At 47.7% G+C, this 23,460-nt stretch carries 23 protein-coding genes, 1 rRNA gene and 1 other RNA gene; 22 read left to right on the top strand and 3 right to left on the bottom strand.

The genetic code is table 11. The annotated features are described in order from the left end of the window. Window positions 1-10 precede the first annotated feature (10 nt). Entirely contained in the window at window positions 11-880 is an 870-nt protein-coding gene (speB, locus tag GUA98_RS28340; protein ID WP_193725113.1) for an agmatinase, read from the top strand. Window positions 881-1,274: 394 nt separating this feature from the next. Here the strand turns inward: speB and GUA98_RS30095 are convergent, their stop codons facing one another. Then, complete coding sequence (locus GUA98_RS30095; RefSeq protein ID WP_265333665.1) at window positions 1,275-1,406, bottom strand: hypothetical protein; 132 nt, start codon at window positions 1,404-1,406, stop codon at window positions 1,275-1,277. A 616-nt stretch (window positions 1,407-2,022) separates the two neighbouring features. Here GUA98_RS30095 and GUA98_RS28345 point away from each other — a divergent pair. The 5 genes from GUA98_RS28345 to argS all read left to right on the top strand — a co-directional run bounded on the left by GUA98_RS28345 (window position 2,023) and on the right by argS (window position 7,578). Continuing rightward, a complete protein-coding gene (locus GUA98_RS28345; RefSeq protein ID WP_193725114.1) occupies window positions 2,023-3,213 on the top strand; it encodes a WD40/YVTN/BNR-like repeat-containing protein in 1,191 nt (396 codons plus the stop codon). A gap of 217 nt (window positions 3,214-3,430) precedes the next feature. Further along, window positions 3,431-4,912, top strand: coding sequence for an alpha-N-arabinofuranosidase (locus GUA98_RS28350; RefSeq protein ID WP_193725115.1), 1,482 nt, complete (start codon window positions 3,431-3,433; stop codon window positions 4,910-4,912). A 4-nt stretch (window positions 4,913-4,916) separates the two neighbouring features. After that, window positions 4,917-5,216 (top strand): DUF6171 family protein, encoded by a 300-nt coding sequence (locus GUA98_RS28355; RefSeq protein ID WP_193725116.1) that lies wholly within the window; start codon window positions 4,917-4,919, stop codon window positions 5,214-5,216. Between the two features lie 260 nt (window positions 5,217-5,476). Then, window positions 5,477-5,902, top strand: a complete 426-nt coding sequence (locus tag GUA98_RS28360) for a DUF1934 domain-containing protein (protein WP_095293474.1) — start codon at window positions 5,477-5,479, stop codon at window positions 5,900-5,902. Beyond that, window positions 5,899-7,578 (top strand): arginine--tRNA ligase, encoded by a 1,680-nt coding sequence (gene argS, locus GUA98_RS28365; RefSeq protein WP_127541121.1) that lies wholly within the window; start codon window positions 5,899-5,901, stop codon window positions 7,576-7,578. The genes GUA98_RS28360 and argS overlap by 4 nt, the downstream gene beginning before the upstream one ends. A 57-nt stretch (window positions 7,579-7,635) precedes the next feature. Here argS and GUA98_RS28370 read toward each other — a convergent pair whose 3' ends face one another. Both GUA98_RS28370 and GUA98_RS28375 read right to left on the bottom strand, forming a co-directional pair. Further along, a complete protein-coding gene (locus GUA98_RS28370) occupies window positions 7,636-7,794 on the bottom strand; it encodes a hypothetical protein (protein WP_193725117.1) in 159 nt (52 codons plus the stop codon). Continuing rightward, entirely contained in the window at window positions 7,794-8,948 is a 1,155-nt protein-coding gene (locus GUA98_RS28375; RefSeq protein ID WP_095362307.1) for a S8 family peptidase, read from the bottom strand. The genes GUA98_RS28370 and GUA98_RS28375 overlap by 1 nt, the downstream gene beginning before the upstream one ends. A 41-nt stretch (window positions 8,949-8,989) precedes the next feature. On the opposite strand from GUA98_RS28375, the gene GUA98_RS29875 reads away from it, so the two are divergent. From GUA98_RS29875 to GUA98_RS28450, 16 genes are all read left to right on the top strand, one after another. Continuing rightward, on the top strand, window positions 8,990-9,187 hold the full coding sequence (locus GUA98_RS29875; protein WP_227780175.1) for a hypothetical protein: 198 nt from the start codon (window positions 8,990-8,992) through the stop codon (window positions 9,185-9,187). Window positions 9,188-9,375: 188 nt separating this feature from the next. After that, window positions 9,376-9,948 (top strand): DNA-directed RNA polymerase subunit delta, encoded by a 573-nt coding sequence (rpoE, locus tag GUA98_RS28380; protein WP_153976472.1) that lies wholly within the window; start codon window positions 9,376-9,378, stop codon window positions 9,946-9,948. A 490-nt stretch (window positions 9,949-10,438) separates the two neighbouring features. Further along, entirely contained in the window at window positions 10,439-12,043 is a 1,605-nt protein-coding gene (locus GUA98_RS28385; RefSeq protein WP_095293479.1) for a CTP synthase, read from the top strand. 252 nt (window positions 12,044-12,295) lie between these two features. Beyond that, window positions 12,296-12,682, top strand: coding sequence for a response regulator (locus tag GUA98_RS28390; protein ID WP_153976473.1), 387 nt, complete (start codon window positions 12,296-12,298; stop codon window positions 12,680-12,682). Between the two features lie 259 nt (window positions 12,683-12,941). Beyond that, window positions 12,942-13,796, top strand: a complete 855-nt coding sequence (fba, locus tag GUA98_RS28395) for a class II fructose-1,6-bisphosphate aldolase (protein ID WP_095293481.1) — start codon at window positions 12,942-12,944, stop codon at window positions 13,794-13,796. A gap of 147 nt (window positions 13,797-13,943) precedes the next feature. After that, entirely contained in the window at window positions 13,944-15,197 is a 1,254-nt protein-coding gene (locus GUA98_RS28400) for a UDP-N-acetylglucosamine 1-carboxyvinyltransferase (protein ID WP_193725118.1), read from the top strand. 470 nt (window positions 15,198-15,667) lie between these two features. After that, window positions 15,668-16,990: a transcription termination factor Rho gene (gene rho, locus GUA98_RS28405; RefSeq protein ID WP_095293483.1), complete on the top strand. Its 1,323-nt coding sequence runs from the start codon at window positions 15,668-15,670 to the stop codon at window positions 16,988-16,990. Window positions 16,991-17,085: 95 nt separating this feature from the next. Continuing rightward, window positions 17,086-18,360: a radical SAM protein gene (locus GUA98_RS28410; protein WP_153976474.1), complete on the top strand. Its 1,275-nt coding sequence runs from the start codon at window positions 17,086-17,088 to the stop codon at window positions 18,358-18,360. A gap of 103 nt (window positions 18,361-18,463) precedes the next feature. After that, complete coding sequence (gene rpmE / locus GUA98_RS28415; RefSeq protein ID WP_095293485.1) at window positions 18,464-18,661, top strand: 50S ribosomal protein L31; 198 nt, start codon at window positions 18,464-18,466, stop codon at window positions 18,659-18,661. 138 nt (window positions 18,662-18,799) lie between these two features. After that, an RNA gene (gene ffs / locus GUA98_RS28420) (signal recognition particle sRNA large type) lies at window positions 18,800-19,067 on the top strand. A gap of 175 nt (window positions 19,068-19,242) precedes the next feature. Next, on the top strand, window positions 19,243-20,997 hold the full coding sequence (gene dnaX, locus GUA98_RS28425) for a DNA polymerase III subunit gamma/tau (protein ID WP_127541113.1): 1,755 nt from the start codon (window positions 19,243-19,245) through the stop codon (window positions 20,995-20,997). A gap of 54 nt (window positions 20,998-21,051) precedes the next feature. After that, complete coding sequence (locus GUA98_RS28430) at window positions 21,052-21,363, top strand: YbaB/EbfC family nucleoid-associated protein (protein ID WP_095293487.1); 312 nt, start codon at window positions 21,052-21,054, stop codon at window positions 21,361-21,363. A 34-nt stretch (window positions 21,364-21,397) separates the two neighbouring features. Further along, window positions 21,398-21,997 carry a recombination mediator RecR gene (recR, locus tag GUA98_RS28435; protein ID WP_127541111.1) on the top strand — a complete coding sequence of 200 codons (600 nt, stop codon included), beginning with the start codon at window positions 21,398-21,400 and terminating at the stop codon, window positions 21,995-21,997. A 256-nt stretch (window positions 21,998-22,253) separates the two neighbouring features. Then, a complete protein-coding gene (locus GUA98_RS28440; RefSeq protein ID WP_095293491.1) occupies window positions 22,254-22,481 on the top strand; it encodes a DUF2508 family protein in 228 nt (75 codons plus the stop codon). Window positions 22,482-22,510: 29 nt separating this feature from the next. After that, the gene (locus GUA98_RS28445; RefSeq protein WP_095293489.1) at window positions 22,511-22,780 is read left to right on the top strand and encodes a pro-sigmaK processing inhibitor BofA family protein; all 270 of its coding nucleotides are present in this window, start codon (window positions 22,511-22,513) and stop codon (window positions 22,778-22,780) included. A gap of 357 nt (window positions 22,781-23,137) precedes the next feature. Continuing rightward, window positions 23,138-23,460, top strand: a 16S ribosomal RNA gene (locus GUA98_RS28450); the annotation flags it as partial.

Consider the following 23,460-nt stretch of genomic DNA (forward strand, 5'->3'; position numbering starts at 1 on the left):
GAAATCATTAATGAAATTGGATCAAGCTTATTCTGGTAACGTATTTATTTGCAGTTCCGAGGATTATGAGAATTCCAAAGCGGTCATCTACGGGATGCCCATGGACTATACTGTCAGCTTCCGCCCGGGTTCCCGGTTCGGCCCTTCTCATATCCGTCAGGCTTCGGTTGGACTTGAAGAATACAGCCCGTACCTCGACAAGAGTATTGTCGATATGACCTACTTCGACGCTGGAGATCTGCTCTTGCCTTTCGGTAACGCAGGACGCAGCCTTGAAGTAATCCACGAATATATCGGCAGCCTGCTGGCTGATGACAAATTCCCGATCGGTCTTGGCGGGGAGCATCTGGTCACTTGGCCAGTGATCCAACAAGTGTACAAGAAATATCCGGATCTCATCCTGATTCATATTGATGCACATGCAGACCTTCGTGAAAGCTATGAAGGTGAGCCGTTGTCCCACTCGACGCCAGTACGCAAAGCTGCTGAGCTGATGGGCGGCAAAAATATTTATCAATTCGGAATCCGTTCCGGCTCCCGTGAAGAGTTCCAGTATGGCCGGGAGAACATTAACTTCTACCCGTTTGAAGTCGCAGCTCCAATGAAGGAAGCTCTTCCTAAAATGGGCAATCGTCCAGTGTATGTGACCATCGATATCGATGTGCTTGATCCATCGGCTGCTCCAGGAACAGGTACAGCGGAAGCGGGCGGTATCACGTCCAAAGAACTGCTTGAAGCCGTCCACATGATTGCCGGATCGGATGTAAATGTAGTTGGCTGTGACCTGGTTGAGGTAGCGCCAATCTATGATCCAACACAACAGACTCAGATTGTAGCGGCTAAGCTGATCCGTGAGATGCTGCTTGGTTTCGTGAAGTAATAGAATAACCTGAATAATGGTTAGAACATAACACTCTCTTCCTGCGCGGGTCCAATTTTGCGTAGGGGAGGGTGTTTTCGTTATCAGGACACTTGTAAAGGATGCTCCACCATCCTGTTTTAGCGAATCGAATATTTGATTGGTGGGATTCACTTCATTGAACCTCGGCCCACGACTATGTTATACTGGCTACAACGTTAATAGGTAATATATCAATTTATTGTTGTATTACATCAGGAAGTATATGGTGGTCTGGTTCGGCCATATACTATAAAAAGAGCCCTTGTCGTTGGTAGCGACATAGGACTCTGAGGACCAGAAAGGCTGTGGACTGCCACGGCGTGCATTAAACTGAATAGCTTAGTTCAAGCGAAACCCACCGTCAGGCTCCAACCTATGAGGTGGGTTTTCGCTTGTTACGAAACTTTTTACGCAACCAACGGTATAGCCTTCGTATACTCAGTACCAGACTGAGAATCGCAGCAATCCACCGGATCACATCAAGCAACGCCACAAGTTTGACCATCGACGTCACCCCCTTTCGGGAAGCTGCGCCGCGGTCATGAAAACATCCACCGTAATTCACGGTCCTTAATATCAATTATAGCACGTATGTTCGCATGACTCTACCATTTATTGCATACCATGAATGCCTCGTTCTTCAAGAGCAATTTAAAGAGTGGGGTGAATCTATCAATGATGTATAATATTGGGTATAGAGAAAGGTGGATGTCTATGCAAGCGATTCTGGCTCACTTGAGTATGGTTCCAAAGTGGTTTAGCTCCGTTCTTGTGATATTTATAATCAATCTTATATTCATGATGACCGTATTTTTTAATCTGACCTGGCTGCCTTTGTAACCTGGCAATGCTTTTCGCAGCATATGGTATCCGGGAATTTAGATACAACAAATTAAATTTTGGGTTATGTCTGTTTCTTAGTATCAGTTTTGTTATTATTGCGATGAAGACATATCCCATTTGATTGAGGTCATCCAAACGTTTACGAACGACCACCCTTATCTACAAGATACCAATCGTAGGTGAAGGTGGTTTTTTTATTGCAGTAATGTCATTGGTGATAGACTAATTGTTACCTTAGAACGTGAAAATTCGGGTAAAACATAGAAGGAGGTGTCGCGATGACAACAAAGAGTGCGATCACATGGAAACGGATTGGGACATTGGCATTATCCTTAACGCTGGCTTGGGGATGGGGGCCGGTATATGCACAGTCCGGTGTAAGTGCTGCTGCAGCTTCATCCACTTGTGGAAGTGGAGATCACGGATTGTCTGCTGCATTGAAGAAAGGAAGCGGTGTAGAAGAACAGCATCTGCAGTTTACAGACATTGATTTTCTGAACAACACAACGGGTCGTGCTGCTGGGGAGGGGTTCCTGATTGGCACCTCGAATGCGGGGTGTACATGGCAATCCATCTATACAGGACAATGGCAGTTCACGCAGATCGATTTTCCGAATAACGTAAATGGATTTGCCTTAGCGCAAATGAAGGATTCTGCCAAGACGTATCTTATTCGCACGACAGATGGGGGATCACATTGGAACCGACTTGATACCCCTGGCATGCAGTTCAAGCGAATTGATTTTAAAAATAAAAACGAAGGTTATGGCTATACCTATAATGGTGCGTATCGAACACAGGACGGCGGATTAAGCTGGATTAAAATCCATACCCCCGCAAATACGAGATCGGCGGCTTTCACCACAAATCAACAAGGGTATGCTGTACAAGTTGTACCGGGCTCGGGATATCAGCTGCTACGGACAACGGATGGGGGTAAGAACTGGACAACCTCTCTCAAAGTCGCTTCAGCCACATGGAATGGGGCAGATCTATATGCAAACGGGAAGCAGGTATGGGCTGTCCTGTATGGTAATGCAGGCATGTCTCAACAATCGTATTCCCTATATGCAAGCGGGAATGACGGCAGAAGCTGGAGGCAGGTGTTTGCTCAGTCGACAGCAGGCGGAGGCTCTGCACCAGGTGGCAGCAATATCGGGAAAGGAAAAGGCCCGGCAGACCCAGAGGGCCATCCTGGGAACATGTCGCTAATCGGTGACCAGACTGGTTATCTCTCAGGCGGATCTCCTGCTGCTGGTAAAGTGGGTATTGGGCGTTCGTATGATGCAGGTTCCACGTGGAAAAATATCGATCTGAAGGATCCGGGTTATAGCTCGCGGATTTCATTCCCATCAGCCCAAACAGGCTGGCTCATTGTAACAAGTGACAACTCACCTGCCGTCTATCAAACGACAGATGGGGGAACTTCTTGGGTACAAAAAATGTTGTTACCTTCAGAGCAGGATTAAATGGCCCTTTAATTTGAAATAACAACTAACCAAATTCACTAGTTGAATCGAAAAAAAACCATTTCGTAGCTCTATTTTGATTGTGCCCGATAAACAAGTCCTTTCCAGAGGAATTATGCTGGTAAAGGGCTTGTTTTTGTAAAAATAAAAACGGTTGAAACCTGTTTGAAAACAAGTTATTGTAAGCGGTAACAACACATTTTGGGAGGTTGAAATTATGGTTGGTGTTACTTTAAAGGTGAATTCAGATCAAGGATTAATAAATCGCAATATATACGGTCACTTTTCTGAGCACTTGGGACGCTGTATTTACGAAGGGATTTGGGTAGGGGAAGATTCGCCCATTCCGAATACGGAAGGGATACGCAATGACGTGCTGGCCGCACTGCAGAAGCTGAATATTCCGGTACTTCGCTGGCCGGGTGGTTGTTTTGCTGATGAATATCACTGGAAGGATGGCGTTGGCCCGAAGAATGAACGTGCACGCATGATCAATACAAACTGGGGCGGCGTGGAAGAGAATAACCATTTTGGAACACATGAATTCCTAAGATTATGTGAGCTGTTAGGAACAGAACCATATATCAGTGGCAATGTGGGTAGCGGAACCGTCCATGAAATGCAGCAGTGGGTTGAATACATAACGTTTGACGGGGAATCTCCCATGGCCAACTGGCGCAAGGATAACGGTAGGGATAAGCCGTGGAAACTGACTTACTTTGGCGTGGGTAATGAAAACTGGGGATGCGGCGGTAACATGCGTGCCGAGTATTACGCGGATGAGTATCGTCGGTATGCTACATATGTACGTAATTATTCTGATAATCAGATCTATAAGATTGCCTGCGGGCCCAACGAGGACAACTACCACTGGACAGAAGTATTGATGCGTGAAGCGGGACAGCACATGAACGGCTTAAGCCTTCATTATTATACATTGCCTACGGGAGTGTGGAGTGATAAGGGCGAATCGACCGGATTTGATGATCAAGCCTGGTTTCAGACCCTGAAGCGTACTTTGCGCATGGAAGAATTGATCGTGAAGCATTCCGAGATTATGGATAAATATGACCCGGACTGCAAGGTGGGACTTATTATTGATGAATGGGGAACCTGGTACAACGTCGAGCCAGGGACGAATCCAGGATTCCTCTATCAGCAAAACACAATGCGGGATGCGCTCGTGGCTGGCATTAACCTCAACCTGTTCAATCGCTACAATAAACGGGTGCAAATGGCCAATTTGGCACAGATCGTTAATGTGCTGCAGGCTCTGGTCCTGACAGAAGGCGAGCGTATGCTGCTCACCCCAACATATCATGTGTTTGATATGTACCAGGTTCATATGGATGCACAGCGGTTGGAGCTGAACTATGAGAGCCCTGGATATACGCTTGGTGAAGATACCATTCCTCAGCTTAGCTTGTCCGCTTCCCGCAGTAAGGACGGAGTGATTCATGTAACGGCATGCAATCTCAGTCACACAGATGAGCTGGAAGTGGTATGCCAGCTTGAAGCTGCGGAATCTTCTTCCGTCTCTGGTCGAATTCTGCATCATGCCGATTTTGGTGCATTCAATACATTTGAAGATCCGAACAAGGTTGAGCCAACGAATTGGAAGGGTGTTACCCTGGTTAATCAGGAATTGCGTTTTGTTCTGCCGCCTGCATCTGTAGGGGTACTTGCAATCCAGGAGTAATGCGATGAGCACATCTAATTCAAGTCATTTTGGGGCTAAGCAGGAGTCATGTAAGGGCTGCAGTGATCAGCATGCTGTCAACATCAGTGATTCCAAAATGGCCCGATTGGTGGAGATTGCATCGCGTTCGCGCCCTGTCGTTCAGGACGAGGAATATGAGAGGCGATTATCCTGCTGTGCAGACTGCGCAGGGCTGCAATATGGCACGACCTGCCGCTATTGCGGCTGTCTGGTCCAGGTTCGTGCCAAGCTGGCAGAATCGACATGCCCATTCCCTTATGAATCCAGGTGGTCGAGCTTCTAACGTTTGATTTCATTATAATGTAACAAAGCAGGGCTGCACTTTTAGGGTGTCGCTCTGCTTTTTTTGATGATATGGGACAAAAACTCTGAATTTGGATTTGAATTGAGCGGGTGAACTGGATATAGTTATACAGTAGAGTGTAGGATAGCTAGCTATCTGGTCATATTAGCGCGTATAGCGGTACTCGAATTCGGGAAGGGCTGTTCTCACCGGTCCTGCCCAATTTTGCGCCGCCTCGAATATATTGGAGGTTAACATTCATGTCGAACATGCGACCGGTTCAGATCCGGCTGCACAGCCGTTATGAAGGCGAAGATGTGCTGCAGGAAATGAAGGGTGAAGCTGTTTTGAAGGGTTCTGTGCTCTACGTTCGTTACGAAGAGCCGCAGGCTGGACCTGAGGGCGGGATTACTCGAACAACATTGAAGCTTGGTGGACAATCCCTCAAGATTATACGCCATGGTGAGGTGGAATCGGAGCAAACGTTTGAAATGAATCGCAAGCTCCCAGGTTTTTACCGATCACCTTACATGTCATTTACCCTGTCCACGCATACACATAAGCTGGACCTTTCCATACAGGGATTGAGCGCACGCGCAGCGTGGAGCTATGACTTTTACCGCTTTGACGAAGAAGCCGGACATTTTGAGATCAGTTTGCACATACAGGAGGAACCAATTTCATGACACGTAATCCACTAGATACGATTAACGAACGGGTAAGTACCGCGATCGGCAATGCTGTTGTTGCTGCCGGCCTCGTTACGCAAGAGGAACTGCCAGCCATCACACTTGAAGTGCCGCGTGACAAGTCGCACGGGGATTTGGCGACCAATGCAGCCATGCAGCTGACCAAGATTGCTAAGCGCAATCCACGCCAGATTGCAGAAGAGATCATTGCGAATCTGAACCTTGTGGAAGCTGGAATCGAGAAGGCAGAGATTGCCGGACCAGGATTTATCAACTTCAAATTGGACAAGAGCTACCTTTACCCGGTGCTTGAACTTGTTCATGAACAAGGTGAGAACTACGGACGGATCAATGTCGGCGAAGGGCGCAAGGTCGAGATGGAGTTTGTCAGTGCAAACCCGACAGGCAGCTTGCATCTGGGACATGCCCGTGGAGCGGCTGTGGGTGATGCGCTCTGCAACATCCTCGATTATGCCGGGTATGACGTAACACGTGAATACTACATTAATGATGCGGGTAACCAGGTGTTTAACCTGGCACGTTCCATTGAAGCACGTTATTTGCAGGAGCTGGGTCAGGATGCCGAGATGCCGGAAGATGGTTACCACGGCGAGGATATCAAAGGATTTGCCAAGGAGCTGGTAGCCGAAAAGGGAGACAGCTTGCTGTCGATGCATCCAGGTGACCGTGCTGCTTATTTCCGTGACTATGGTCTGGAGAAAGAGCTCGATAAAATCAAGCGCGACCTGAATCGCTTCCGCGTCAACTTTGACATCTGGTTCAGCGAGACTTCTCTGTACGACAATGGGGAAGTGCTTCGTGTCCTTGACGAATTGCGTGATCGTGACGAAATTTACGAAAAAGACGGAGCAACTTGGCTGAAAACCATGCAATATGGTGACGACAAGGAACGTGTATTGATCAAAAACGATGGCACGTACACGTACCTGACGCCGGATATTGCATATCACCGTGACAAGTATTCCCGTGGATATGACACGATGATCAACATTTGGGGAGCTGACCACCATGGATATATTCCACGGATGAAAGCAGCAATGCAGGCACTGGGTAATGACCCATCCAAGCTGGTGGTATTGATTGCACAGATGGTGAGCTTGTTCCAGAACGGTGAAAAAGTGAAGATGTCGAAGCGTACCGGTAAAGCGGTAACGATGGAAGATCTGATGGATGAAGTGGGTATTGACGCGATCCGTTACTTCTTCACGATGCGCAGCATGGATTCCCATCTGGACTTTGATATGGATCTCGCGATTTCGACGTCCAATGAGAACCCGGTATTCTATGTACAATATGCGCATGCCCGCGTATGCAGCGTATACCGTCAGGCTGAAGAGCAGGGTATTGAGCTGCTTCCGCTGGCACAGATTGACCTGTCCAAGCTGAATACGGAGCATGAATTCGATCTTCTTCGCAAAATGGGCGAGCTGCCTGAAGAGATTGCCGCTGCAGCTACCGGATATGCGCCTCATCGTATGATCCGTTATGTATATGAGCTGGCTTCATTGTTCCACAGCTACTATCGTGCTGAACGCGTCATTACTGAAGACGCGGGTCAAACCCAAGCGCGTCTGGCGCTGATCGGTGCCGTTCGTACCGTCATCGCGACAGCGCTCCGTCTGGTAGGCGTATCCGCACCAGACAAAATGTAAACCGTCAGGCCAAGCACCGCAGCAGCGGCTTGGCCCATGGCAAAAAGTCTCCATGCATCACGCCTGCAATGCAGCGTGGACATGGAGACTTTTTGCTGTGCCCGGTGCTTCATCCCGCCAAGACTTGGCGGACCAGCCGGGCACCGAGCCAGCCAGCCTGCCATAGGCTGCTGCTGGCAAGACCCCAAGGGCAGCGGCAATACGCAGCTGCCCCATTACCCGCCGCCCTCCTGCATCAGCCGGAGTGCGTCAATCTCGCCACCGCGCACTTTGCTCTTCGCGGTGGTGGACTTGCGTGCGCGCAGCGGAACGGTTGCGCGCTTGACCAGTGTCTTGATCTCACTGGGTGAGAGACCTGGATGCTTCGCGAGCAGAAGTGCAATAGCACCGCTCACATGAGACGTAGCCATGGATGTGCCACTCATCTCATGGTGCTTGCCCTGCACCCAGGAAGAGATGATCTTGTCGCCAGGGGCATAGACATCCACATATGCGCCGCGGTTGCTGAAGGACGCAATCCGCCGATTTTTGTCGGTGGCTCCCACCGAAATGGTCTGCGGATAGCGTGCAGGATAATCTATACTGCGGCGTTTGCCGTCATTTCCTGACGAAGCCACAATGACGATGCCAGCCTGATGTGCACGGTTAACCACATCAAGGAGTGCCTTGCTGCGGGTTTTCATGCCGAAACTCATATTGATAATATCGACCCGGTTACGCACACACCAGTCGATGCCCAGTACAATATCAGAGACATAGGCGGAGCCGTTATGGTCAAATGCCTTGACCGGATAGATCAGGGAACGCGGAGCTACGCCAATCATGCCTTCCGTGCTATTTGCTGCGGCGATCGTTCCGGCAATATGGGTACCATGACCGTTGTCGTCATGAGGAAGCAGACTGCGGTTTAACAGGTTGATCCCGCGAGCCAGGGAGTACCTTAGATCAGGGTGGTGATAATCGGCACCTGTATCGATCACGCCGATTTTGATCCGGTGTCCTGTGGAGACGGACCATACTTTCGGTGCACGAATCTGCTTCACTCCCCATGGAACCCCTTGAGCTGTGGCCGGCTTGTTGTGAAGTGCTGTTGCATGAAGGGAGATTTGCATATCTTCCTCTACGGTAATCTCATCACGGTATTGATCCAGAACCTCCGGACAATGGACCGGAGCGATAATGGAGCGGGCCAGCCGTGAGGATCGTACCATGCTAAGATGAGTATGCTCATTCCGCATCCGCGAGAGCTCAAGCAGACAGGCTTCATACTGTCCAGGTTTGGCGAACCGGATCAGGTACCGCCCTGCCTGTTCCGGTTCAGGACGTTGCATTCCTTCAACTAATTGATGCAAAAAACCAGTATAGTCCATTATGGGCTGCCCCCTTCGGGATGAACATGCTGAGGTATTCTATGAATGCGTTCATCCCGCCGCATGGGGAACTTGCCCTTTTTTTGCAAAAAGACATTGTCTTCGTGTCAAAACGGGCGCAGGGACATATGATGGATGGAGAGCTAGAGGGCTCTTGCGGGGAACCTGGTGAGGAGCAATCCTACGAGGGTATACAGTCAGAAGGCGGAGGGGACTCCGTCTTTTTCATTTTTCGCTAACTTTTACAGAATCGACATATTTGCAAACGGGAAGCACGACACCTTGAATTTATATCAAATGCCTACATAAAAACTTGCTTTTTACCGCTAAATAGGTTTTACTTAGGTTTGTTAATGGATATGTTATACGTAACGGTCCAGCTCGTAGGGATATAAAGTGAATTATGTGTGAGAGGAAGTGTCTGTCAGTGAGTACCTCGCTCAATTTGAAAATTGATAAAGAAAAGGTAAGAGAGATTCCTTTGGTTGACCTTGCCTTTATGGTGCTGAAAGCGGCCAATACGCCGTATTACTACCGTGATTTGATGAATGAGGTAGCGAAACAGCGCGGAATGACTGATGAAGAAATCAACGAGTTTATCGCCCAGCTATATACCGAGATCAATATCGATGGCCGTTTTGCCTGCGTCGGTACAAGTCTTTGGGGATTGAAACGCTGGTATCCAGTAGGTGGAACAGAAGACTCCATGACGGGTGCGAAGCGTCCGCGCATCATCAACGATGAAGACGATGATCTGGAAGATGAGGACTTTGGCGAAGAGGAAGACAGCTACAACAGTGACGAAGACTTCGACAATGCCGATGATGATCAAGATGATGATGACGATGATGACGACGACGATGACGACATCTTTGATGAAGATGACAGCGATGAAGAAGTTCTGGTTGAAGATGATGATTTGGATGACGAAGACCTCGATGAAGACGATGAAGATGAGTCCGAAGACGAGGATGATTTTGACGACGATTCCGATAAGTAACCGTCATTTTTGACGTCGATAATTTACCCGTTTTCCCCAGATAGTCAGCCTTGACAGCGAACGGGGTAACGGGTAAACTATTGCATGGGCTTATGAATGAGCGAGAATATATTTATGTTTTTTATAAAAAGTGCCCCGTCCTGCGGGAGTACTTTTTTTTGTATTTTTAGAGGCAGAATATTGCAAAATGATTGATTTCCGCACGCTCCCGGCCAAACATCCGTGGCCCATTTTTTGTATATAAAAAAACGTCGACAAGAGATCGGTTGATGCCATCTTGGGGACAGGCATGGATGTTTGGCTTTCGGAAAATTTGCACCATTCTTAGCTGTAGAACAAGGTTTACACACGGTCTTCGCACAAAAGAGCAGTACGCAGATGCAGGGAATTTCTGCCATTGCTCTTTTTAACGATGATTACCTGGGAAACGGGTTACGATAACACCATATATCGCCTGAATTTCTGCATTTATATTAGGAGGGTAATAACAGTGACAAAGTATATTTTCGTGACGGGCGGAGTTGTGTCCTCCCTGGGTAAAGGGATCACGGCTGCCTCGTTGGGCAGACTGCTGAAAAACAGAGGTCTCAAGGTAACTATTCAAAAATTTGACCCATACATCAACATCGACCCGGGAACAATGAGTCCTTATCAGCACGGTGAGGTTTTTGTAACGGATGATGGCGCGGAAACGGATTTGGACCTTGGTCACTATGAACGTTTTATCGATATCAACCTCTCCAAAAACAGCAACGTCACGACGGGTAAAGTGTATTCCTCCGTTATTAGCAAAGAGCGGCGCGGAGAATACCTCGGCGGCACGGTACAGGTTATTCCGCATATTACGAACGAGATCAAGGAGCGCGTATTCCGCGCTGGACGTGAAGCAGGTTCGGATGTGGTTATTACAGAGATCGGCGGAACTGTAGGTGATATTGAGAGCTTGCCTTTCCTGGAAGCTATTCGTCAGATCAAGAGTGATGTTGGCCGTGACAACGTAATGTATATCCATGTAACGCTGATTCCTTACATCAAGGCAGCGGGTGAAGTAAAAACCAAACCAACCCAGCACAGCGTGAAAGAATTGCGCAGTATCGGTATCCAGCCAAACGTGATTGTATGCCGTACTGAGTACGAGCTGTCCAAAGACATGAAAGCCAAAATCGCTCTCTTCTGTGACATTGATGAAAATGCCGTAGTTGAATGTCGCGATGCAAGCACATTGTATGAAGTGCCTTTGAACCTGCGTGAAGAAGGTTTGGATGAAATCGTGGTAAATCACCTGAAGCTGACCACTCCTGCACCGGATATGAGCGAGTGGGAAGGGCTGGTTGACCGCATCAGCAAATTGCAGCGTACCGTTGAGATTGCCATTGTTGGTAAATATGTAGCACTGCACGATGCTTATTTGAGTGTTGTTGAATCCCTGTCTCATGCAGGATTCGCATCCAATGCAGATGTGAAGATTCGCTGGATCCATTCCGAAGATATCACAGACGAGAACGTAGGCGACCTGCTGCATGGTGTTGGCGGTATCCTTGTTCCGGGTGGTTTCGGAGATCGTGGTATCGAAGGTAAAGTATCGGCGATCCGTTATGCCCGTGAGAAAAACATTCCATTCTTCGGTATTTGCCTGGGTATGCAGGTTTCCGTAATCGAATATGCACGTTCCATTGTAGGTCTGAATGGTGCGAACAGCTCTGAGATTAACCCGGCTACCGAATTCCCGGTAATCGACCTGCTGCCAGAACAAAAAGATATCGAAAATCTGGGCGGTACAATGCGTCTGGGTCTATATCCTTGTAAGCTGCAAGAAGGTTCTTTGGCTATGGCATGTTATGATGACGAGCTGGTATATGAGAGACACCGTCACCGGTATGAGTTCAACAATGAGTACCGTGAAGCGATTGAAAAAGCAGGTCTGGTCATCTCCGGTACATCTCCGGATGGCCGTCTGGTTGAGATCGTGGAACTTCCGGGACACCCATGGTTCCTGGCTGTACAATTCCATCCGGAATTTACATCCCGTCCGAACCGTCCACAGCCATTGTTCCGTGAATTCGTAAAAGCTTCATTGGAAAATGCAGAAAAATAATATCGAGTTTACCCTATAATGTAGAGGGGTGTTTGCCGATTGGCCTGTGTTTGCAGGCTGGTGCGGTGAGCACCTCTTTTTTGGTTTCGGCAGTAGCTCGCGTGCAAGCGTGACATGGATAAAATGTTTGCTGTAATTTGTGCTTGGGGCAGGATTTTAATGGGGAGGGTAGAATACTTATCATGACGACTATGGGATAGTTATCCAGATTCGGAGAAATACATGCTTTCCTAAAATCCAGGAGGTTACAGAGTGGAAAATAAAAAAGTGTTAATCGTTGATGACCAGAACGGGATTCGAATCCTCTTAATGGAAGTATTCAGCAGTGAGGGATATAACACATTCCAGGCTCCAAATGGCAAGATCGCTCTGGAAATTGTGAATACAGATAAGCCTGATCTAGTGTTGCTCGATATGAAGATTCCAGGCATGGATGGCCTTGAAATTTTGAAGCATATTAAGGAAATTGATCCGGATATCAAAGTTATCATGATGACAGCTTATGGCGAACTGGACATGATCAAGGAAGCTACTGATCTCGGTGCGCTTATGCATTTCACGAAGCCTTTCGATATTGATGAAATGCGCGTGGCCGTCAACATGCAGCTTCGCAATGATACGGCGAATAAGTGCAGCTGAATCCTGTGAATGCAGGATTTTTTTGTCTGCGCTCTATAGGGCATGTACTTCTTGGGGGCAATGGGTATCTCGTCCATTTAACGAGGGAATATTGAAAATGGGAGCGGCTTCATGCGGTGTCTATGAAAACTGTGCTGCAAAGCACAGCATTTTTGCAAATGCTTGTTTAGTATTTGACATGGGATGTGGTATAATAAGCCCGTATGTGATTTCGGCTAAAAACCATAGACACAACCCAAACCCTAGGAGGATTGAAACCATGCCATTAGTTTCTATGACAAACATGTTGAACAAAGCACTTGAAGGAAAATATGCAGTTGGTCAATACAACATCAATAACCTTGAGTGGACTCAAGCGATTCTTGCAGCTGCAGAAGAAGAGAAATCTCCTGTAATCCTTGGTGTATCCGAAGGTGCAGCACGTCACATGGGTGGCTTCTACACAGTAGTTAAAATGGTAGAAGGACTTATTCATGACATGAAAATCACTGTTGAAGTTGCGATTCACCTGGATCACGGTTCCAGCTTTGATAAATGTAAAGAAGCAATCGATGCCGGATTCACTTCCGTTATGATCGACGGTTCCCACCACTCCATCGACGAGAACATTGAAATGACGAAAAAAGTCGTTGAATATGCACACGCTAAAGGCGTTTCCGTTGAAGCTGAAGTAGGTACTGTTGGCGGCCAGGAAGATGACGTTATCGGCGGCATCCAATACGCTGACCTGAACGAGTGTATCCGTATCGTCAAAGAAACAGGTATCGACACATTGGCACCAGCTCTGGGTTCCGTACACGGTCCTTACCAAGGCGAGCCAAACCTGGGCTTCAAAGAAATGGAAGAAGTTCGTGATGCGGTACAAGTTCCACTCGTATTGCACGGTGGTACAGGTATTCCTAAACATGACATCGATAAAGCCATTTCCCTGGGTACTTCCAAAATCAACGTAAACACTGAGAACCAAATTTCGTTCACAAAAGCGGTTCGTGAAGTGCTTGCAGCTAAACCAGATGCTTACGATCCACGTACGTTCATCGTACCAGGCCGTGAAGCAATCAAAGAAACCGTTAAAGGTAAAATCCGCGAGTTTGGTTCCAACAACAAAGCGTAATTTATCTTTACCAGTTCCATACTGTGAAGTGGAAAGAACACCGCCTAGCCGGTGTCTTTCCATTTTCACACCTTATTTCACGTAGGGAGCCATCAGCACGTCATGCCGTTCGTCGGCTGCAAAACACGTAGGGGGACATTAAGCTTTATGGAAAAATTGATGATTAGTGGCGGACGTCCGTTACAGGGGACTGTAACCATAAGCGGCGCCAAAAACAGCGCCATTGCGCTTATTCCTGCAGCATTGCTTGCCGAATCAGAGGTCGTGCTGGATAACCTGCCGCTTTTGAGTGATGTGGCGGTTTATGCGGAAATTTTGGAGGAACTCGGAGCTCGTGTATTCTGGGAGGGCAGTCAGATGAAGATCGATCCTTCCGATATCAAATCAATACCTATGCCGAATGGTCCCGTGAAGAAGCTGCGCGCTTCGTATTATATGATGGGGGCATTGCTTGGACGATTCAAAGAAGCAACAATTGGTTTGCCTGGAGGCTGTAACTTTGAGCCTCGTCCGATAGACCAACACATCAAAGGTTTTGAAGCGCTTGGCGCAACAGTAACAAACGAACATGGATCCATCCATCTGCATGCCAAAGAGCTGCGTGGAGCTAAGATTTACCTGGATGTAAGCAGTGTAGGTGCAACCATTAACATTATGCTGGCGGCAACACGTGCCAAAGGCTCTACAATTATCGAAAACGCGGCTAAAGAGCCTGAGATTATAGATGTAGCAACACTTTTGAATTCAATGGGTGCCAGCATCAAGGGTGCGGGTACTGAAACGATTCGTATTGAAGGCGTGTCGGAGCTCAAAGGCTGCCGTCATTCCATTATCCCGGACCGCATACAGGCGGGTACGTATATGATCGCCGCAGCAGCAACGCGCGGTAATGTTTTGATCGACAATGTCATTCCCAAACATCTGGAGGCGTTGACTGCCAAATTGCTGGAGATGGGTGTGGGCATAGAAGAGATGGATGAAAGTATTCGTGTCATTGGACAATCTTCCTATAGTCATGTGGATGTGAAGGCACTGGTGTACCCGGGATTCCCAACCGATTTGCAGTCTCCGATGACAAGTGTATTAACTCAAGCGACAGGCGTAAGTGTCCTGAGCGATTTTGTATACAGCAATCGATTTAAGCATGTGCCAGAGCTGGTGCGTATGGGCGCCAAAATTCGAGTGGAAGGTCGTTCTGCCATCATTGAAGGCGGTGCACTGAATGCGGCCAAAGTAAAAGCATCAGATCTTCGTGCCGGAGCAGCGCTGGTCATTGCCGGTCTGACGGTTAAAGAAGGTGTGACTGAAGTGACAGGCGTCGAGTTTATTGATCGTGGATATGATCACCTCGTCACCAACCTACGTCTTCTTGGTGCAGATGTATGGCGTGAAACGGAATAGCGTAAGCTACCATATTGCAAGATGGGTGACTTGACGTTATTATTTTGACAGAACTGCATAACCTTACAACAATTGGGTAAACCTATTCTAATAGAGTTCTCAGCCTCTCCGGGATAAGACGAAATGGTTTTTGTTTCCTTAACCGGAGGGTCTTTTTTTGGATCAAATATCATATGGCTGTAAGAACTGACATCATTCCTTTCCCCAAACCCCGATTGGTCTGTGCTCCATGACTGGGTACCCGGATCGAAAGCCTCGTGAATTATATGTTCACTTACAAGTGTGTAACACTGTATCATGGTCATCCCACCCGGAAACTTACACTCAACGACAAGTATTTGCATTATAACGGTTACATTCCGTACAATGGACAGAAGAGAACGCAGCTGATTTGTGTTGTTCTCCTATAGCCGATCATCAAGCGAAACTATCCATTTCACGGACTTATTAATTGAATAGGTGGTTATTATATGGATCTACAAATTTCCGATTTGGAAGAAATGAAACTAACGGACCTCTACAAACTGGCCAAAAAATATCAGATTCCCTACTATGGCACACTGAAGAAGAAAGAATTGATCTTTGCCATACTACGAGCTCAGGCTGAACAGAGCGGTTTGATGTTTATGCAAGGTGTGCTTGAGATCCTTCCTGAAGGTTACGGTTTTCTCCGCCCGATTAACTACCTGCCTAGCACCGAAGACATTTATATATCGGCCTCGCAGATTCGCAAGTTCGATCTTAGAACGGGTGACCTCGTATCTGGTAAATGTAGAACGCCGAAGGAAAACGAGAGATATTTCGGTTTGCTGCAAGTCAATGCGGTAAACGGTGAGAATCCTTCAGCCGCTGCGGAGAGACTTCACTTCCCGGCATTAACCCCATTGTATCCGCAGAAAAAGCTGGTTCTCGAAACATCCCCCAACCATTTGTCTACACGCATTATGGATGTGCTGGCTCCTGTAGGTTTGGGACAGCGCGGATTGATCGTAGCACCTCCCAAAGCAGGTAAGACGCTTCTCCTCAAAGAAATTGCCAACAGCATTTCAACCAACAATCCAGAAATTGAACTGTTTGTCCTGTTGATTGATGAACGTCCGGAGGAAGTAACGGATATGTCTCGTTCGGTAAAAGGGGAAGTTGTGGCTTCTACGTTTGATGAGCTGCCTGAGAATCATATCAAGGTTGCGGAACTGGTGCTGGAACGTGCTCTGCGTCTGGTTGAGGCGAAGAAAGATGTAGTTATTCTGCTGGACAGCATTACGCGTCTTGCTCGTGCATATAACCTGGTAATCCCACCATCCGGACGGACGCTTAGTGGGGGTATTGACCCTGCGGCCTTCCACCGCCCAAAACGTTTCTTTGGATCTGCGCGGAATGTGGAAGAGGGAGGCAGCCTGACTATTCTGGCAACAGCGTTAATTGATACGGGATCTCGTATGGATGATATTATCTATGAAGAGTTTAAAGGTACGGGCAATATGGAGCTTCATCTGGACCGCAAGCTGGCAGAACGCCGTATCTTCCCGGCCATCGATATTCGCCGTTCGGGTACACGAAGAGAAGAAGTATTGCTAAGCAAGGAAGAGCTGGATACCATCTGGACCATTCGTAAAAATATGAATGACTCCCATGATTTTGTGGAAAGCTTCCTGAAAAAACTGCGTAACAGCAAAACGAATGCAGAATTTTTGGCTGCGTTTGATGCAGCGGGCAACAATACAAGCAATTCGGGGACCACAACGACTCGGCGTTCGCCGAGACAGACGGCTACCTCAGCAACAACAACTTAAAAAGTACTTTTACGCATTCGAATTTGGCAGTTCTGCTGCTGGATTTACCATAAACTCGTCGTTCGGTTTAACCCATTAGATGTGAGGAGAACATCATGTATTTAGTATACGCAGATGAAAAAGGAAATGTATTTGATCACCCATCCCTGTATGGGCTTGCCCGTAGTGGAGATATGATCGTTGAAATTATGGAGGATGAACTCATTCCTCTACCAGAGGGAGCAACTCTGGTTGGATTACCAAGCACTCGTCCCATTGGGATGGATCCAGACACCGGCGAGATGATGCCTCTTCCGAGTGATACACAGGCGGTCGGGGCTTTGCTTCCGCAAGGGTTTACTCGGCTGTGTTTGCCGGGCTATGTGAAAACGGATAAAGAATATAAGCTTCCCTTGTTCGGGTATTCCGCAGTGGTATGGAAAGATGACGCATTCTACGTTACAGCCCGGATGTCCGATCAACCGGATCAGTGGAATCCGCTGAACTGTGACCGTGATGACGTACGTGCTGGAGTTACGCGGATGACTGAAAAGTATCCTGAGAATCGTCTGTATACCCATTTGTCCAACTGTGCACTTGGGTATGAATGTCTGACCTCGTCAAATACGTTCCTGAATCGTTGGGAAGGTGGAGTTCCGGTATCATACTCCTGTAACGCAGGCTGCTTCGGATGTATTTCGGAACAACCAGATGACAGTGGCTTTGTTTCCCCGCAGACCCGAATGAATTTCCGACCTCGTGTGGACGAAATTGTTGAGGTTATGCTGGAACATCTGAAAACACCTGAGTCCATTATCAGCTTTGGGCAGGGATGTGAAGGTGAACCGTCAACTCAGGCTAAGTTGATTATTGAGGCCATTCGTGAGGTGCGTTCCATTACGGATATGGGATATATCAACATTAACACCAACGCTGGTTTGAATGACCACATTCGGGGCATCGTGGATGCGGGGCTGGATTTGATGCGTGTAAGTACGATTAGTGCACTGGATGACCACTATAATGCGTACTACAAACCACGGGGTTATACACTTGCTAACGTGGAGAAGTCAATGAAGTATGCGGCTCAACAAGGCGTGTACACATCGATTAACTATTTGATCTTCCCAGGTGTAACGGATCGTGAAGAGGAGATTGAAGCCATGATTGAGTTTGCCCGGAGAACAGACCTGCGCTTAATTCAAATGCGGAATCTGAACATCGACCCGGAGAGTTATCTGGAACTTATCCCTCCAGCTCAAGGTGATATTCTCGGAATGAAGCAAATGATTGAGATCTTCGAAGAAGAGCTGCCTGATGTCGTTATTGGCTCGTATACACATGTTCCTCCAGCCGGGATGGCGCGTCCGAAACGCCTCATCACCTCTTGATAATATTCGATTGCAACACGCATGAGGCCGTGTTATAATCTCTGAAGTTGTGCCATTTACTCTGGGTCCGCTTGAGGCTCAGGGCGGAAAGAGGTGAAAGGTAATGAAAGAAGCAATTCATCCTAAATACACGATCGGTCAAGTAACCTGCGCTTGCGGTAACACTTTTGAGACTGGTTCAGTTAAAGAAGGACTTCGTGTAGAGATTTGCTCCGCTTGCCACCCGTTCTTCACCGGTAAACAGAAGTTTATCGATGCTGGCGGCCGTGTCGATCGTTTCAAGAAAAAATACGGAATCTAATTCAGCAATTCCCTGTGAATTGTCTGCTAATTGCATCCAAACCACCCCTGCCTATTGGCAGGGGTTTTTATATAGGGATAAAGGTTCCAGTTCAGGCCCGGTTGCAATTTGGATAAGCTTACGTTATACTATTTCTTACCGTGCTAGATGGGGAGGTAGCGGTGCCCTGTAACTCGCAATCCGCTATAGCGAGGTTGAATTCCTGCTAGAGGTTTTGTCGATGTGAGGTTTGGTCCCTGAACGTGGTGTTGACGGTTGGGTCCTCCGCAATGAGTACTCATGAACCTGGTCAGGTCCGGAAGGAAGCAGCCATAAGTGAGATCACTCTTGTGCCGGAGGGTTGCCTAGCCTGAGCTGTTGTTCAGGGGTGCCACTTGGATCGCAATTATCGATAGCAGGTGCACGGCTTACCATTTGAAATGTAGAGACCTTTGCAGTTGTATGTATGCAGAGGTCTTTTTGATATGTACAAAAAAACTACGCATCATTGGGTCAGATAAAGTTTGGAATCACCCCGGAATATAGTATAATGGGGGAACGACAAAGGACTCGAATGCGAAGTGGAAGGAAGGTAACGCATCATGGAGCATATCGCGTTATACCGGGCTTGGCGTCCCCAGTCGTTTCAAGATATGGTGGGACAACAGCATATTATTCAGACCTTGCAGAACGCGATTCGTGAACAGCGGACTTCCCATGCCTACTTGTTTAACGGGCCCAGAGGAACGGGGAAGACCAGTGCCGCCAAGATTTTGGCCAAAGCTGTAAACTGCGAGCGCGGACCTGCGCCTGAGCCTTGTAATGAATGTGAAGCTTGTCGCAGGATCACAGCCGGTTCGGTAATGGATGTGCAGGAGATTGACGCTGCATCCAACCGGGGTGTTGAGGAGATCCGCGATCTTCGTGAAAAGGTGAAATATGCCCCGACGGAAGTCCGGCAGAAAGTCTATATTATTGATGAAGTGCACATGTTAACGACAGAGGCGTTTAACGCTTTGCTCAAAACATTGGAGGAACCTCCTCCACATGTAATGTTTATTTTGGCAACAACCGAACCACACCGCCTTCCGGCCACAATTATCTCCAGGTGTCAGCGATTCGATTTCCGCCGGGTTTCCCTTGAGGAGCAGACGGCAAGACTTACGCTGATCTGCGAACAGGAGGGTATGGAGGCTGATCAGGATGCGCTCCAATACATCGCTCGTCTGTCGGACGGGGGAATGCGGGATGCGCTCAGTGTTCTGGATCAGATCTCTTCTTTCACAGATGGCAGAGTGACATATCAGCAGGTTATGGATATGACCGGAGGAATTCCTTCAGAGCAATTTGCCAAGCTTGCCGCGTCACTGCTTAAAGGTGATGTCGGACATATTTTGCAGATGATCGAAGGATTTATGCATGAAGGCAAGAGTGCAGATAAATGCATGGAAAACTTGCTGTATTACTTCCGTGATTTACTTATGATCAAGATGGTACCGGATGCTGATAAACTGACAGACCGGGTGCTTAACCCCGAGTCTTTCCGTGATATGGCAGAATCCTTCACGAAGGAACAGCTGTTCCAGATGATTGACACACTGAACCGATACCAGAGTGAGATGAAATATGCAGTACAGCCGCAAACTTTATTTGAAGTGGCTCTGCTCAAGCTGTGCAGTATACCTGCGCAGGGAGAGGTACCGAATCAAGCTGCTGTATCAGCAGGGGCGACGGCGTCCTCACAAGCTGACAGCGGCGAAATTAACCGCTTGAAACAACAGCTTGCTGAGCTGGAGAAGAAGCTGGATCGTGCGCTGAAAAGTGGCCTCTCTGGTGGAGAGGCTGCACCAAGCAGTCCTTCGCGACCGGCAACTCGTGCTCCCGTATCCAGGGGGAATGCTCCGGCGAAGCTGCCTGCACAGCTGGACCAATACGTGGCGCGCAAAGGATCTCCAGAATTCGTGGAGATCAGCAGAAAGTGGAGTCAAATCTTGCAGCGTGTTAAAGAAGAGAAGGTTACAGTGCATGCCTGGTTTATGGATGGTGAGCCTGTATCTATGCTGGAAGACAATGTATTGGTTGCTTTCAAAAACAACATTCACCGTGAAACGACAGAGAAGCAGGCTAATCGTGAAGTAATTGAGCGTGTGCTGTCTGAACAGCTTGGGCGTTCAGCGCGTCTGGTGACGATGATGCTTAAGGACTGGACGGGAGCCATGGAAGGAGCTGCTGAAGCGCCAAAGGAGGACTTTAAGCTTGAACCTGAGCATGAAGACGGCGGTTCAGGCAGCAAGCAACCTTGGATTGATGAAGCCATCCAGCTCTTCGGTGAAGATCTTGTAGTGATCAAGGAATAGATGTACCTAGCGCAGGGCGCGCATCATTAACTATAACAAAGGAGATGAACAATCATGAACAACATGAACCAAATGATGAAGCAAGTGAAGAAAATGCAGGAGCAAATGCTGAAGGCACAAGAGGAACTGGCTGACAAAACGGTTCAAGGTACTTCAGGTGGCGGTGTAGTTACAGCTGAGGTTAACGGACACAAAAAATTGCTGTCCATTACCATTAAACCTGAAGCGGTAGATCCGGAAGATGTAGAAATGCTGCAGGATCTCGTTATGACTGCTGTAAATGATGCAATGAGCAAAGCTGATGAAATTGCTAACCAGGATATGGGCAAATTCACAGGCGGCATGAAAATTCCGGGATTGTTTTAATTAAAATTGATCCTGTCAAAGGAGACACAATCGATTGTATTATCCCGAACCGATAGCGAAACTGATTGATGCTTTTACCCGTTTGCCGGGTATTGGCCCCAAGACTGCTGCGAGATTAGCCTTTCATGTGCTTAACATGAAGGAAGATGATGTTATTGATTTTGCCAAGGCGCTTGTTAGTGTGAAGCGTAACCTTCATTATTGCTCGGTATGCTGTAATATTACAGATACCGATCCATGCCGCATTTGTCAGGATAAATCCCGGGATGGTTCTGTCATTTGTGTGGTTCAAGATTCCAAGGACCTTGTTGCGATGGAGCGTACCAAAGAGTTTGATGGGTACTATCATGTGCTGCAAGGTGCGATCTCTCCTATGGAGGGAATCGGCCCTGATGATATTCGGCTGAAGGAATTGTTGACTCGACTGAGCGATGAGCGGGTGCAAGAATTGATTCTGGCAACGAATCCGAATATTGAGGGCGAGGCGACGGCGATGTATATTTCCCGTCTGGTTCGTCCGTTCGAGATTACAGTGACCCGGATAGCCCATGGACTGCCTGTAGGTGGGGACTTGGAGTATGCAGATGAAGTGACACTATCGAAAGCGTTGGAAGGCCGCAGAGAGATCCGATAAGCGTGTATGTGCGATTAAGAGGAGCATGGCTTGGTATAGAGTGAAATAGTTGAAGATTTGAATGAATTCATCCAGAGAGCCGAGAGGCTCTCTTTTTTTGTTGGAGAGAAAGAAGTGCCCCAGGGAAATTTGTGGCTCATAGTTCTAAGTTTGTCCTTCCCTTGATAAGTATGAGAATATGCTGTGCTGAATCAAAGGGGGAGAGCTTATGTTTTTCTGGAAAAATGCAGGACGGGCAGTGGAGAAACGCACCCAAATGCAGAAGGAGCTGGAAGAAGAACAGATCTACTTGGAGATTGAAAAGGCAAAAGCGGAGTGGGAGCGTGCGGTAAGACAGTTTGAAGAAGCGCAGGGGGAAGATGAAATTGATTATGCTATCTATGTTCTGGAAGCAGCAGAGCGCAAGTACCAGATTCATCTGAAGCGGGCGAAACGAGCAGGGATGAAGAAGTCGGCCGTAATGGATCGGGGTATGAGTGTGTGATGAAAGAATAAGACAGGAGGGTGCTTAATATGAAAAGTGTGATTCTAGGAAGTGTGCTTGTGGTTTCATTACTGGCGCTGGTGATCATATTGTTCAGAAAGCGAATCGGATTGTCGTGGGTAACATCATTTGGGATACATCTGGCTTTGGCTGCGATCGGAATCTATGTGGTCAATTATTCCGGTTGGATTACGGGTGCCTACATACCGCTGAATCCTGCCACAATCGGTACAGTAAGTATTTTGGGCCTGCCTGGAGTAGGGCTTTTGCTGGGGTTGAAAATTTCTTTGTTTGGGTAGTTGACTCGGTACAGAGAATTATGGTATATTATATCTCGTTGCTTTGCTTGCTTGGTCGAGAAACTTTGAAGATAAAACAGAGTTCGCTAAGAGCTTTGAAAATAAACTTCAAAAAAGTGCTTGACGAAAACAAACGAAGTATGGTATATTATAAAAGTCGCCGCTGAGAGAAAATAGTGACGACAACGAACGAATGTTTGATCTTTGAAAACTGAACAACGAGTGAGTAATCATCCTGCTTGCAGGATGAACGTGAAGGTTTTTGGTACATGTCGTTTGACTGTATGAAAACTGGAACAACAATGAGATTTTTAATCTCGTCAGATTCAAAATGAGCTAATCGCTCTTTTCAATACTTTATTGGAGAGTTTGATCCTGGCTCAGGACGAACGCTGGCGGCATGCCTAATACATGCAAGTCGAGCGGACTTGAAGAGAAGCTTGCTTCTGTGATGGTTAGCGGCGGACGGGTGAGTAACACGTAGGCAACCTGCCCTCAAGCTTGGGACAACTACCGGAAACGGTAGCTAATACCGAATACTTGCTTTCTTCGCCTGAAGGAAGCTGGAAAGACGGAGCAATCTGTCACTTGAGGATGGGCCTGCGGCGCATTAGCTAGTTGGTGAGGTAACGGCTCACCAAGGCGACGATGCGTAGCCGACCTGAGAGGGTGATCGGCCA

It is taken from the genome of Paenibacillus sp. P13VS, assembly GCF_015143645.1.
GTDB classification, from domain to species: Bacteria; Bacillota; Bacilli; order Paenibacillales; family Paenibacillaceae; genus Paenibacillus; species Paenibacillus xylanilyticus_A.